We start from the raw sequence: 12,579 nt of genomic DNA on the forward strand, positions 1-12,579 counted from the left end.
CAGCCGCCGCGCCCGGGCGAGCGCCACCGCCAGCCAGCCGGCCGCCGTGCCCGCCGCAGCGGCCGTCGCGACGGCCGCCCACTCCCACCCCGTTCCCCACACGGCGACAGCCTCCCAGGTCACCGCATGATCCACATCATCCGGGGGTGCCGCCCCCGTACATCCCGGGTACTACGGCCGCCGCGGTTACACCCGGGGTGGGACGTGCCGGCGGCGGCCCCGCGCCTACGGTCGTCCACCATGAGCAACGACCACGACGGGACCTCCCGGCCGGACGACGCGCAGGTCGTCGTCGAGCTGTCCGGGGTGCACAAGGAGTTCGGCGACGCCAAGGCGCTCGACGGCGTCGACCTGCGGATCCGCGCCGGCGAGGCGGTCGCCGTGATGGGCCCCTCGGGGTGCGGCAAGTCCACCCTGCTGAACATGGTGGCCGGACTGGACCGGCCCACCGCCGGCACCGTCCGGGTGCAGGGCCAGGACCTCGGGCGGCTGAACGAGAACGGGCTGGCCCTGTTCCGCCGCCGGCACGTCGGCATGATCTTCCAGTTCTTCAACCTGATCGACGACCTCCCGGCCCTCGACAACGTCGCCCTGGCCGCCCAGCTGACCGGCACCGGCGCCCGCCAGGCCCGCCGCCGGGCGCTGGAGCTGCTGGACGAACTCGGCGTCGCGCACCGCAAGGACGTCTACCCGGCCACGCTCAGCGGCGGCGAGCGCCAGCGCGTCGCGGTGGCCCGCGCCCTGATGAACCGCCCGGCCCTGCTGCTCGCCGACGAGCCCACCGGCGCGCTGGACAGCCGATCCGGCGAGCAGGTGATGGACCTCCTGATCGACCTCAACCAGATCGGCCAGACCCTGCTGATCGTCACCCACGACCCCGCCCTGGCCACCCGCTGCGCCAGCCGGCTGGTCGAGGTCGCGGACGGCCGGGTGGCCGGCGACCGGATGCTGGAGGCGTCCGCATGACCGGCGCCGTCTGGCGTGCCTCCCGGGCGGCCGTGAAGCGCCGCCGGGTGCAGACCATCGTGATCGGCCTGGTCGTCTTCTGCTCCACCACGACCGTGCTGCTCGCCCTCGCGGTGATCAGCGCCGCCCGGGCCCCCTTCGACGACGCCTTCTCCCAGCAGCGCGGCGCCCACGTCGTCGCGACCTTCGACCCGGCCGGGGCCACGCCGGAACAACTGGCCGCCACCGCCCACCGGCCCGGCGTCGAGGCCGCCGCCGGGCCGTTCGACCAGGCCGTGGTGGAGATCCCCACCGACTGGGTCGGCAGCCCGCCCGGAGCGCTCACCCTGGTCGGCCGCTCCGACCCGGCCGGCCCGGTGGACCGGGTGCAACTGCTGGGCGGCCGCTGGGCGAGCAAGCCCGGCGAGGTCGTCATCAACGAGCCGTTCGGCGGCTTCTCGCCCGCCAACCTGGACTACCCGCTGCCCCTCAGCGGCGGCCGGACGCTGACCATCGTCGGCTACGCCACCAGCATGAGCCAGAGCGCGGGCGGCTGGGTCACCCCCGAACAGGCCGCCGACCTGCACCCCAGCGCCCGGCAGATGCTCTACCGGTTCTCCGACGCCTCCGACGAACAGCGGCTCACCTCCGCCCTGGCCACCGCCACCGAGGGCCTGCCGAAGGACGCGCTCACCAACGTCCAGTCCTACCTGGTGCTCAAGGACGCCTTCTCCGCGGGCGCCGACGCCTACCTGCCGCTGATGACGGTCTTCGGCGTGCTCGGCCTGGTCGTCGCCGCGCTGATCGTCGGCAACGTGGTGAGCGGCGCGGTCGTCTCCGGCTACCGGCACATCGGCGTGCTGAAGGCGATCGGCTTCACCCCGCGCCAGGTGGTCACCGTCTACCTGACCATGGTCTCGGTACCCGCCGTCGCCGGCACCGTCCTCGGCACCGCGGCCGGCTGGGTGGCGGCCCACCCGATCCTCCAGGCCGCCTTCTCCGGGATCACCACCGGCACCGCCGTCATCGAACCGGCCGGCTGGCTGCCCGCCGCCACCCTGGTCAGCGTCCCGCTGCTGGTGGTCCTCGCCGCCCTCCTCCCCGCCTCGCGCGCCCACCGGCTGTCCGCCGCCCAGGCCATCTCGGCCGGCAGCGCACCGCGCGCCGGGCGCGGACTGAAGGTCCAGCGCCTGCTCAGCGGCACCCGCCTGCCGCGCGCCGTCAGCCTCGGCCTCGGCCAGCCCTTCGCCCGCCCCGGCCGCACCGCGCTCACCATGTCGGCGATCGTGCTCGGCGTGCTCACCGTGACCGTGACGTCGGGACTGGGCACCACCCTGACCAGGCTGGTGGGCCACAACGACGGCCACACCCACGTCAGGGTGCAGACCGCCCACTTCGCGGGCAACAAGACCGAGCCGCGGCTCACCCCCGCCCAGACCGAGACGATGCTGCGGACCACCCCCGGCGCCGACCAGGTCCACGTCCGCGGGCTGGTCAAGGTCGGGCTGGTCGGCTTCACCCAGCCGGTCTTCGCCGACTTCCTCAGCGGCGACGGGATCACGGAGCAGATGCAGCGCGAGGTGGTCAGGGGCCGTGCGGCGACCGGGCCGAACGAGATCGAGGCCGGGCCCTCCTTCCTCCGGGAGCACGGACTCAGGCTCGGCGACCGGCTCACCCTCGACCTCGACGGCCGGCGGCTGACCGTCACCGTCGTCGGCGAGGTGGTCCAGGGCAACGCCCGGGCCTTCACGTCCAACGACCTCACCCGGGCCGCGCTCACCGACGACCCGCACGCGGTCGAGTACGACATCAGCCTCGCCGAGGGCGCCGACGCCCAGGCGTACCAGCGGGCCGTGACGGCCGCCGACCCGAGCCTCTCGGCCCAGGTGTTCGCGCCCGACCCGTCCGGCCCGATCGTCGCGGTGATCAGCTTCGCCACGATCTTCACCGTCCTGCTGTCGGTGGTCGCCGCACTGGGCGTCTTCAACACCCTGCTGCTCACCATCCGCGAGCGCCGCCGGGACCTCGGCATGCTCAAGTCGATCGGCATGACACCCCGCCAGGTGGTGACGATGACGATCACCTCGGTGGCCTGGCAGGGCGTGGTCAGCGCGCTCATCGGCGTCCCGGCCGGCATCCTGGCGCACCGGCTGCTCATCGAGAACGTCGGGAGCATCCTCTTCCCGGAGTGGACGATGGACGTCTGGAGCGCCCCGCTGCTCACCGGCGTCGGCGTCGCGGGCGTCGCCATCGCCGTCCTCGGCGCGCTCGTCCCGGCCCGTTCGGCCGCCCGGCTGCCGATCGCCGAGGTGCTGCACAACGAGTGAGTCCGGGGTGGGGGGAGGGCCGGTCGGATCATCCGACCGGCCCTCCGCCGTGCGCGGGTCCGCCGCGTTCCCGTCACGGAACTGACGCATGCTCAGTCCGTGCCGTGAGGACGCCTATCATCTGCGCCATGGCCACCGCTGAGCTGATCCGCATCGTCTCCCGCTCCTCGCCCATGGCACTGGCCCAGGTCGAGCGGGTCCGCACCGAACTCGCCGCCCTGCACCCGGGGCTGCGCACCGAGGTGGTGCCCGTCACCACCTCGGGCGACCGCTGGACGGGTGATCTCGCCGCCCTCGGCGGCAAGGGCGCCTTCACCAAGGAGGTCGACGCCGCGCTGCTCGCCGGGGAGGCCGACGTCGCCGTCCACTGCCTCAAGGACGTGCCCGCCGACCGACCGCTGCCGGCGGGCACCGTCTTCGCCGCCTACCTGCGCCGCGACGACATCCGCGACGCCCTCGTCCACCCCGGCGGCCTGCCGCTGGCCGCCCTCCCGCCCGGCACCCGGATCGGCACCTCCTCCGTCCGCCGGGTCGCCCAACTCGCCGCCTCCCACCCGCACCTGGAGTGCCTCCCGATCCGCGGCAACGCCAACAGCCGGCTCGCCAAGCTGGACGCCGGGGACGTCGACGCGCTGCTGCTCGCCCTCTCCGGCCTGGAGCGGATCGGCGAGCGGGCGCGGATCACCGAGGTGCTCGGCATCGAGGCGATGTGCCCGCCGATCGGCGCCGGCATCCTCGTCCTGCAGTGCCGCGAGGGCGACACCGCGACCATCGAGGCGGTCACCGGCCTCGGCCACCACGACACCTGGCGCGAGGCGGCGGCCGAGCGGATGTTCCTGCACGCGCTCCAGGGCCACTGCAACAGCCCGATCGCCGGGTACGCCAGGGCCGAGCGGGACGGCCGCCTCTCGCTGCGCGGCCGGGTCTTCACCCCGGACGGCAAGCAGGTGCTGGACGCCCACGAGTGGGCGGGCGCGCTCAGCCCGGAGGACCTCGGGACGTCGGTGGCGCTGGCGCTCAAGCGGCAGGGCGCGCAGGAGCTGATCTCCTCGATCCCGCACTGAGCGGCTATTCCGCTTCGGCCGCGGCCCGTTCGATGATGCCGGCGATCACCTCGGTCTTGGCGTCGGCGTAGTTCTGCAGGTACTCCCAGGACTGCTCGGCCAGGGCCCGCTTGGCGTCGGCGTACAGCTCGCGGTCGCCGCGGTGGCGGCGCAGCCGGTCGCGGAAGCGCAGCATCCGCCCGATCTCGGGGCATCCGGCGGACAGCACGTGCAGGTTGGCGTAGTCGGCACTGGGGTCGATGGCGTACCGGCGCAGGACGCGGTGCTCGTACCAGTCGGGTTCGCGGACGGCGAGCCGGTAGCCCAGGGCTTCGAGGGCGGGCACGTAGGCCGCCTCGTCGGCGGAGTCGGGCACGATCAGCAGCATGTCGACGACCGGTTTGGCGGGGAGGTCGGGCACGGAGGTGGAGCCGACGTGCTCGATCCGGTGGTCGAGGTGGGCCAGGGACTCCGCCATGCCGGCGGCCTCCCGCTGGTAGGCCGCGGGCCACCGCGGGTCGTGGTCGCGCAGGACGATCCGGCCGTCGGGCCTGGTGGGCGCACCCAGGTTGGCCGCCTCGATCTCCTCGGTGGTCATGGGGACGCGCGGGATCTCCTGCTCGGGCACGGCCGGCTCCTGTTCCTCGGGTGCTGGTCAAGGGGGTCCTCGTCGGGGACCGACCCAGTAGACCAGGACGCGTCGGCCTTCGCGCGGCCGTCGGGTCGGGGCCGCGTCGGCTTCCGCGCGGTCGCCTGACGGTCCGCGCGGTGAGCGGATGGTGACGCTCCGGAGGTTTTTCTCTTCCGGGTGAGAACCGGCCGGGTGCGCGGGGCGTCCGTTTGAGGCGTGATCAGTGCGGTGCTCGGCGGGATGCCGATGTTCTGGCCCGGGTTGCTGCTCTCGCTGGTGCCCGCGGCGCTGTTGAACCGGCCGGTGGGGCGGTTGCTGCGGGCCCACTGGGTGGTGGGCTTCGTCCTGCTGCTCGGGCTCGGCGGGGTGGTCGTGGCGACCCTGCTGCCGGAGGCGTTCCGGCTCTCGGAGGGCGCCGTCCGGCACTGCGCCGTGGCGGGCGGCCGGCCGCGGTCGCCGTACGAGCTGCTGCACGTCCGGCACATCGAGCTCAAGCTGGCGACCTACGCCCCGGTCGGTTTCGCGGCGGCGCTGGCGGGCCCCCGGCGGCGGGCGGCGGCGCTGCTGGGTGCGGCGGTGCTGCCGTTCGCGGTGTCGGCGGTGCACTACGCGCTGCCGGCGATCGGGCGGGCCTGCGACGTGCAGGACGTCTGGGACGGGGTGCAGGGGGTCGCCTTCGGAGCGGCGGCGGGGTTGGCGGCCGGGCCGCTGGTACGGGCGGTGCGGGCGCGTTCGCGGGCCGTCTGACGGCCTGTGCATCCGGCTGTCTACTGGTCGAGGAGCGGGAAGAGCCGGGTGACGGCGGCGACCGGGCGGGCCCCGGCGGGGCGGGCGGCCGGGTCCGTCTCGCGGCCCCGGTAGCGGGCCAGCATCCGGCGGACCTCCTCGCCGACGGCGGCCAGTTCCTCGGGCGTCAGGTAGACGACGGCGCTGAAGGCCTCGTCCTGCCGCCACTCGGCCGGGGCCTCGGCGCGCCGGGCGAGCCAGTGCTGGTAGCTCTCGTCCTCCAGGCCGCGCGCCAGCTCTCCGAACCCGCCTTCCACGGCGTCCGGTTGGGTCGTCGGCAGCCGCCAGGGCCGGGCCCGCCCGTCGGTGGCCGGGGCCTCCTCGATCAGCCCGTACCGGGCCAACTGCCGCAGGTGGAACGAGCAGAGGCCGGAGCTGAGGCCGAGTCGGGCGGCGGCCTCGGTGGAGGTGACGGTGCCGTGCTCGCGCTCGGCGAGCAGGTCCAGCAGCGCGGTGCGGACGGCGTGCTCGGGGAGGGGGCCGGTTCTGACGAGGTCTTCGGTCACTTTGCAAAGTCTGCTACTTTGCAAAGTCAGACCGCAAGTACCGTCTCTCGAAGGAGTGCCCTCCCGTGTCCGAGCTGCGCGAACGGCCGACCGTCCTGCGGATCACCGAGGTGGGGGAGGAGATCCTGAGCCGCACCTGCCGGACCGCCACCGAGGAGGACTTCGGCAGCGAGCGCCTGGCCCGGCTCATCGACGACATGTTCGCCACCATGCACGTCGCCGACGGCTGCGGCCTCGCCGCCAACCAGGTGGACGTCGACCTGCGCCTGTTCGTCTACGACTGCCCCGACGACGACGGCGTCCGGCACACCGGCCACGTGCTCAACCCGGTGGTCGACGAGCAGGAGCCCGGCCGCGCACTGATCGAGGAGACCGAGGGCTGCCTCTCCGTCCCCGGCGCGAACACCAAACTCGCCCGCCCCGCCCGCACCGTGGTGCGCGGCGTCGACCAGCACGGCGACCCCGTCGTGATCGAGGGCACCGGCTACTTCGCCCGCTGCCTCCAGCACGAGACCGACCACCTGAACGGCGGCCTCTACATCGACCGCCTCTCCGCCCGCGACCGCAAGCGGATGCTGAAGCAGACCGCCGACCGCCGGGAGAAGGTCTTCGCCGAACGCGCCACCAGGGCTGCCAAGATGGCGCGGTGACCGAACCCGCGCACCTCGCCGCCGTCCGCGCCTCGTACGACGCCGTCGCCGCCGACTACCTCCGCCTCGTCGTCCCGCCGGAGGGCATGGACCCGGTGTCCCGCGCCATGCTCGCCGCCTTCGCGGAGCTGGTACGGGAGTCGGGCGGCGGCGAGGTCGCGGACCTCGGCTGCGGCCCCGGGCGGGTGACGGCGTACCTGTCCGGCCTGGGGCTGCGGGCCTTCGGGGTGGACGTGTCGGGCGAGATGGTCGCGCTCGCCCGCCGGGTCTACCCCCGACTGCGCTTCCTGCACGGCTCGATGGACGCCCTCGACCTCCCCGACGGTGCCCTCGGCGGCATCCTCGCCTGGTACTCCGTCCACCACACCCCGGCCGCGCAACTGCCCCGCCTCTTCGCCGAGTTCGCCCGCGTCCTCGCACCCGGCGGCCACCTCCTCCTCGGCGGCCACGTCGGCGAGGCCCAACTGCTGCGCCCGACCCAGGCGTACGGCCACCCGGTGTCGTACGCCTCGCACCTCGTCCCGGCCGGGCACCTCGCCGAACTCCTCGAACAGGCCGGCTTCACCGTCACGACCCGCCTTGAACAGCCGCACCCGCAGCGGGAAAACCGGTCCCACGCCTGTCTGCTGGCCCAGGCGCCCGGCCGACGCTGAGCCCCGACATCGGCGCGGCCCGCCGGACCAGGGAGAGCGTCGGCGGCTGACACACGCCGGCCCGGACCCGTACAGAGTGGATCTGTCGGGTGGGGGCACGAGGCCGCAGATACGCCAACGGCCCGCCGCCGGGAAGGCGGTGGGCCGTTTGAGGGGAGCTCTGGTCGGTCAGACCTCGGTGGTGGCGGCGAACTTCACGAAGGCCGTCCAGGCGGTCGGCTCGAAGGCCAGCTGGGGGCCGGTCTTGTCCTTGGAGTCACGCACGTGGACGGTGCCGGGGGTCTCGGCGACCTCCACGCACGCGGCATCTTCATTGCTGCTGTAGCTGCTCTTGAACCACGTCAGCTCGGCCATGCTCATCGCTCTCCCAGGATCATTTCGATCAAGGCCAAGGACTCCCTCATGGTGAGCGCCTGCCCCCTGAGAGTGCCGTACCGTGCGGCCATCTTACGGACTTCTTCCGGCTCCGTGATCAGCCTGTTGACGTGCTGGACCGCAACGTACGCGATCTGCGGCCGTCCGTTCGGTGTGAGGAGGACGAACGAACCGCCCATACCGGCGTTCTCGGTCCTGTCGAGCGGCATGACCTGCAACTCCAGGCCCCGGATCTCGGCGACTTTGAGCAGGTGGCGCAACTGCTCCCGGTGAACGTCCCAGCCGCCCAGCGGACGACGCAGGGCGCTTTCGTCGATCACCCAACTCATGACCGGCAAGGGCCAGCGAGTGAGGATCTGCTGCCGCTCCAACCTCGCGGCAACCCACTGGTCGACCTGCTCCACGGAGAGCCACGGCCTGCGCATGTCGAACAGTGCTCGTGCATGGGCCTCCGTCATGACGACCGAAACCCCCCTCGAAGACCCCCGGTCCCGTACCGCCCTCTTCGCCGCCACCCCCAAGGGCGCCGCCGTCTGCCGACGCCTGGCGAGGCGTCAACTCACCCACTGGGGGCTGGACTCCACGCACACCGAGCCGTTCCACTGCGCGCTGCTGATCGTCACGGAGCTGGCCGCCAACGCGATCACGCACGGACGCGTTCCGGGGCGCGGGTTCGAGCTTCACCTCTCCCTCACCACCTCCGTGCGCCGGGGCACCACCCTTCGCATCGAGATCAGCGACCCCCGGGGTGACAGACTCCCCGTCCTCCCCACCGTCCACACCCCCAGTGCCCAGACCGGACGCGGCCTCACCCTCATCGACGCCCTCAGCCACCGCTGGGGCACCATCCCCCGCCACCCCAACTCCAAGACCGTGTGGGCCGAACTCGACCTCGTCGCGCCCGCCGCGCCCGATGTCCCCGATGCCCCCTGAACCCCGCGATAGCCCAACACCCCACTGAACCAACAGGAGTGGGAAGTCGACCCCTCCGACTTCCCACTCCTCTCGCTTCCTCGCCGACGCCCACCGCCGGTCCGGGGACATCCCAGGTTTGTGGGATACCCCCAGGTCGAGGGGCATTGCCAGGATGTGGCGCACGGAGCCGACCACTCCGGCCGGGCTCCGTCGGAGCGTCCGGCCGTCTCGAAAGAGGGATCCACACCCATGAAGATCCGCCGACTTGTCGCCGCCTCGGCCGTAGCCGCCGTGCTGGCCCCGGTGCTCGTCCTGGCCACCGGGACCCAGGCGAACGCCTACCCGCGGCAGCTGTCGAAGAGGGAGCAGTGCACCGCGGCGTGGAACGTCAACTACTGGTCCGGCGGCGCGTCCTTCGCCCGCGGCCAGTGGGCCGCCTGTATGGCGGGCTGACCGCCTCCCGCGGCCCCCGGCTCCGGCCGGGTGCCGCGACCCGCAGACCACTGTCGTCCGGTGTATCGGTGACGTCGGCGCCCCCGTGCTCCGGTCCACCGCGGGGACCAGCCCGACAAATTCGCTGTCCGGTGGCCGGAGTGCCGTGATACACAATCCGGCGTGCAGAGCATAGTGGAGTTTCCCGAGGTCCTGAGGCTGATCGAGGACCGGTCGGCCGCTTTCCGCGCCGCGATCGCGGCCGCCCCCGACCTCGACGTCCAGGTCCCGACCTGCCCGGACTGGACGCTGCGTGAACTGGCGCAGCACCTCGGCGACGGCCGCCGCCGCCAGGCCGCCATCGTCGCGGCGGGCCCGGGTGCCGAGCCCCCGGCGAAGACGTCCCCGAAGGGCGCCCCGACCGCGCCCCGTGACCGCGAAGCCCTGGACGCCTGGCTCGCCGAGTCGACCGGGCTCATGCTCGACGCTCTGCGCGAGGCCGGTCCGGACCGCGGCTGCTGGACCTGGTGGGGCCGCTCGCAGGCCCCGGAGACCAGCGGAGCCCTGGCCCGGCACCAGATCCAGGAGATCGCCGTCCACACCTACGACGTCCAGCTCATCCTGGGCGCCGCACAGCCGCTGCCGGCGGACGTCGCGGTCGAGGGCGTCGACGAGTTCCTGACGACCGTCTCGGCGACGACCGTCCCCTGGCCGTTCAAGCCGGCGACCATCGACCTGCACGCGGCCGAGGGCCGCTCCTGGCGCCTGACCCTCGACGCCGACGGCGTCCGCTGCGACGGCCTCGCTGCCGACGCGGAGCCGGGCGACATGGTGATGCGCGGGGCGGCGAGCGACCTGGTCCTCTACTTCTACGACCGCATCCCGCTCGACAGCCTGGACAACTCCGGCACCACCGAGCCGATGGAGCAGCTCGCGGAGTGGGACCCGACCGCGTAGAGGCGGCATCCGGTGGGCTGGCAATCGGCGAGAGGGCGGGCGATGACCGAGGCGTGGGACCGACTGCGGGCGATCATGGGGGAGCCGGTGTACGCCCCGGCGCGGGTTCCGTGGGAGTCGGCGCCTGCCGAGCTGGGGGTCCAACTGCCCTCGGACTACCGGGCGTTCATCGACCTGTACGGCGGGGTGAACCTGAACGGCGAGTGGGGTGTGTACACGCCGACGGAGACGCCGGTCCACGCCGGCGAGCCGACCGGTCTGGCGGGATGGCGCTTCAGGACCGACACCGATCTCCGCGATCAGCTCGAAGGCGAAGAGGTGTGGTGGGAGCTGCCGGGCCCCACCCCGGTGTTCCCGGACCCGGGCGGCCTGCTGCCCTGGGGCTGGAACAGCAACCACAACCAGTGCTGCTGGCTGACCACCGGTCCGGACCCCGAGCAGTGGCCGGTGGCGGTGTTCTACGAGGACCGGCTCGACCACTTCGACGGTGGTTTCGCGGAGTTCCTGGTCACCGTGCTGACCGGCGGCTACGCGGCGGAGGACGAGTTGCTGGTGCGCGCGGACCCCGCCGTGTGGGGGCCGCAGCCGGCCCGGCCCCTCTGGTCGCCGAAGGGGGACTGGGCGGGCAGGAACTGGGGCGCCGAGTGGGGGATCGACGGGTTCCTCACGGCGCCCGGGTCGACGGAGATGCCCTGGGTCAGGACGTGAGGGCGCCGCGCGCACGCGCACCGCGGACGGGAGGCGGTTCCCGGTGAAGCGCCCTTACTGGCAGCCGTTCTGGTGGCGGCTGCGGTTCCGTGCGGACGGCGAGCCGGAGTTCGCGGTGCTGGGTCCCGGGCCGGTCAACCGGGTTCCGAACGACGCGCTGAGGAACGTGCCCCTGGAGGTGTGGGCGGACGCCCTGCTGGAGGAGGCGCCCGACGAGCTCGACGACCTGCGCGGCGACCTGCTCCTGGAGTGCTTCACGGAGCCCGCCCCCACGGAGGGCACCCCGCCGGTGTACTCGCGCCAGGTCCGGCTGCCGGGCCCCGCCCTGCCTCCGTACCCCGGGAGACGGCTCTCCTGAGTCGCCACCCCGGCGCCACTCCCCGGCCGTGGAGCGCTGCGTCGCTCGTGCTGAGGACGATCGTGGACCGGGGAGGTCTCAGGCCGGCGGGTGTCGGTCCCCGGTCGTACCGCTGGGGCCGGGTCCGTTCCCGGGTGGCGCGGTCGGTGCCACGCGCTCCCGTAGTTCTCGCAGGTCCGCCGGGGTGTTGACCGCGCACCAGTAGCCCTCGGCGCGGTACCCCGCCAGCTGCCGCAGCCGCACCAGGTGCGGCAGGGTCGTGGTCGCGTGGTCCCCCTGGTCCGGCAGCAGGGGGACGACCCCGGGCGCGAAGGCGTACACGCCGCCGTTGACCGTGCAGGCGGGCGGCGGCGGCGCGGCGAGTTCGGCGACCCGGCCCAGGGCGTCGCAGCGGACCGTGCCCCGGGGCAGCCGGGGCGGGACCAGGGCGACCGTGGCCAGCGCCCCGCAGCGCAGGTGGTGGGCGCCCAGCGGGGTGAGCGGGAAGTCGGCCCAGATGTCGCCGTAGACGGCGAACCACGGGTCCCGCGGCGCCGGTAGCGCGCGGGCGGCGAGCTTCAGCCCGCCGCCCCGGCCCAGCGGGGTGGACTCCACGACCACGGTGGTGCGGACGGGCAGGGGCGCCGTGCGGACGTACTCGGTGATCACCTGGGAGCGGTAGCCCGCCGAGACGACCACCGTCTCCACGCCCGCGTCGGCGAACCGGTCGAGCTGGTGGCGCAGCAGCGGTGTGCCGTCGACCTCGACCATGGCCTTGGGGCGCAGGTCCGTGTGCGGGGCGAGCCGTCTGCCGCGTCCGCCTGCCAGGATCACGGCTTGGCGGATCGGGAAGCACGTGTCCGGCGATGGCATTCCCGACCTCCCGGGAGCGACGGCACGGCTTCGGAGCCCCGGCCGCACGGTGCGGACGGAGCGTACGAATGCGACGAGGGTGGCCCCGACGCGCCGCTGGAGAGGCAACCGATCCGATCGCCGTGAAGTCACGCCGATGAGCGGGTGATCGGTGTGATCGGTGCTCCCGTCCTGCGGAGTGATCGGTCGGGTCCTCAGATGTCCGAGTCGGACTCCGCCCACAGCCTCCTGTGTCGTGCCTCCGGGACAACCCTGACGGAAGATCAGGGGACGGCGGCTCCCCGCCCCTGATGCCCCGGGCGAGCGGGATCGGAAGACTCGTGGGGGGGGGGCGGGGCCCCCCCCCCCCCCCGGGCCCCCCCGCGGGCCCCCCCCCCCCGCCCCCCCCCACCCCCCCCCAACCCCATGTACGCGGGTGCGCCCCCCCCCCCCCCGCCCGCC

General features: G+C 73.6%; 16 protein-coding genes. 11 read left to right on the top strand and 5 right to left on the bottom strand.

Annotated features, from left to right (window positions below; all coding sequences use genetic code 11):
- The first annotated feature begins 240 nt into the window (after positions 1–240).
- The 3 genes from ACWDCZ_RS35810 (at position 241) to hemC (ending at position 4,336) form a co-directional block, all read left to right on the top strand.
- Positions 241–966: an ABC transporter ATP-binding protein gene (locus tag ACWDCZ_RS35810; RefSeq protein WP_049651382.1), complete on the top strand. Its 726-nt coding sequence runs from the start codon at positions 241–243 to the stop codon at positions 964–966.
- Positions 963–3,272, top strand: a complete 2,310-nt coding sequence (locus ACWDCZ_RS35815) for an ABC transporter permease (protein ID WP_117487300.1) — start codon at positions 963–965, stop codon at positions 3,270–3,272. The genes ACWDCZ_RS35810 and ACWDCZ_RS35815 overlap by 4 nt, the downstream gene beginning before the upstream one ends.
- 128 nt (positions 3,273–3,400) lie before the next feature.
- Entirely contained in the window at positions 3,401–4,336 is a 936-nt protein-coding gene (gene hemC / locus ACWDCZ_RS35820; protein ID WP_449812563.1) for a hydroxymethylbilane synthase, read from the top strand.
- Positions 4,337–4,340: 4 nt separating this feature from the next.
- Here the strand turns inward: hemC and ACWDCZ_RS35825 are convergent, their stop codons facing one another.
- Positions 4,341–4,943: a GrpB family protein gene (locus tag ACWDCZ_RS35825; protein ID WP_241852848.1), complete on the bottom strand. Its 603-nt coding sequence runs from the start codon at positions 4,941–4,943 to the stop codon at positions 4,341–4,343.
- A gap of 219 nt (positions 4,944–5,162) precedes the next feature.
- Between ACWDCZ_RS35825 and ACWDCZ_RS35830 the strand changes: the two genes are divergently transcribed.
- Positions 5,163–5,693, top strand: coding sequence for a hypothetical protein (locus tag ACWDCZ_RS35830; RefSeq protein WP_049651385.1), 531 nt, complete (start codon positions 5,163–5,165; stop codon positions 5,691–5,693).
- Between the two features lie 20 nt (positions 5,694–5,713).
- On the opposite strand, the gene ACWDCZ_RS35835 is transcribed toward ACWDCZ_RS35830, so the two are convergent.
- Positions 5,714–6,238: an ArsR/SmtB family transcription factor gene (locus ACWDCZ_RS35835; RefSeq protein WP_449818053.1), complete on the bottom strand. Its 525-nt coding sequence runs from the start codon at positions 6,236–6,238 to the stop codon at positions 5,714–5,716.
- Between the two features lie 65 nt (positions 6,239–6,303).
- Between ACWDCZ_RS35835 and def the strand changes: the two genes are divergently transcribed.
- Positions 6,304–6,888 carry a peptide deformylase gene (def, locus tag ACWDCZ_RS35840; protein ID WP_049651387.1) on the top strand — a complete coding sequence of 195 codons (585 nt, stop codon included), beginning with the start codon at positions 6,304–6,306 and terminating at the stop codon, positions 6,886–6,888.
- Entirely contained in the window at positions 6,885–7,541 is a 657-nt protein-coding gene (locus ACWDCZ_RS35845) for a class I SAM-dependent methyltransferase (RefSeq protein ID WP_449818054.1), read from the top strand. Before def ends, ACWDCZ_RS35845 begins: the two co-directional genes overlap by 4 nt.
- A 168-nt stretch (positions 7,542–7,709) precedes the next feature.
- Here ACWDCZ_RS35845 and ACWDCZ_RS35850 read toward each other — a convergent pair whose 3' ends face one another.
- A complete protein-coding gene (locus ACWDCZ_RS35850; RefSeq protein WP_449818055.1) occupies positions 7,710–7,895 on the bottom strand; it encodes a DUF397 domain-containing protein in 186 nt (61 codons plus the stop codon).
- A gap of 2 nt (positions 7,896–7,897) precedes the next feature.
- The gene (locus ACWDCZ_RS35855) at positions 7,898–8,374 is read right to left on the bottom strand and encodes a DUF5753 domain-containing protein (RefSeq protein ID WP_449818056.1); all 477 of its coding nucleotides are present in this window, start codon (positions 8,372–8,374) and stop codon (positions 7,898–7,900) included.
- On the opposite strand from ACWDCZ_RS35855, the gene ACWDCZ_RS35860 reads away from it, so the two are divergent.
- The 5 genes from ACWDCZ_RS35860 (at position 8,373) to ACWDCZ_RS35880 (ending at position 11,286) form a co-directional block, all read left to right on the top strand.
- Positions 8,373–8,849: an ATP-binding protein gene (locus ACWDCZ_RS35860; RefSeq protein ID WP_449818058.1), complete on the top strand. Its 477-nt coding sequence runs from the start codon at positions 8,373–8,375 to the stop codon at positions 8,847–8,849. The two genes, ACWDCZ_RS35855 and ACWDCZ_RS35860, sit on opposite strands and share 2 nt — an antisense overlap.
- A 231-nt stretch (positions 8,850–9,080) precedes the next feature.
- Entirely contained in the window at positions 9,081–9,284 is a 204-nt protein-coding gene (locus ACWDCZ_RS35865) for a hypothetical protein (RefSeq protein WP_049651392.1), read from the top strand.
- Positions 9,285–9,446: 162 nt separating this feature from the next.
- Positions 9,447–10,220, top strand: a complete 774-nt coding sequence (locus ACWDCZ_RS35870; protein ID WP_449818059.1) for a maleylpyruvate isomerase family mycothiol-dependent enzyme — start codon at positions 9,447–9,449, stop codon at positions 10,218–10,220.
- Positions 10,221–10,262: 42 nt separating this feature from the next.
- Positions 10,263–10,928, top strand: coding sequence for an SMI1/KNR4 family protein (locus tag ACWDCZ_RS35875; protein WP_449818060.1), 666 nt, complete (start codon positions 10,263–10,265; stop codon positions 10,926–10,928).
- A gap of 43 nt (positions 10,929–10,971) precedes the next feature.
- Entirely contained in the window at positions 10,972–11,286 is a 315-nt protein-coding gene (locus tag ACWDCZ_RS35880) for a hypothetical protein (protein WP_449818061.1), read from the top strand.
- Between the two features lie 78 nt (positions 11,287–11,364).
- On the opposite strand, the gene ACWDCZ_RS35885 is transcribed toward ACWDCZ_RS35880, so the two are convergent.
- Positions 11,365–12,099 (bottom strand): nucleotidyltransferase family protein, encoded by a 735-nt coding sequence (locus ACWDCZ_RS35885; RefSeq protein ID WP_449818062.1) that lies wholly within the window; start codon positions 12,097–12,099, stop codon positions 11,365–11,367.
- Between the last annotated feature and the right edge of the window lie 480 nt (positions 12,100–12,579).

The organism is Kitasatospora sp. NPDC001225 (assembly GCF_053597855.1).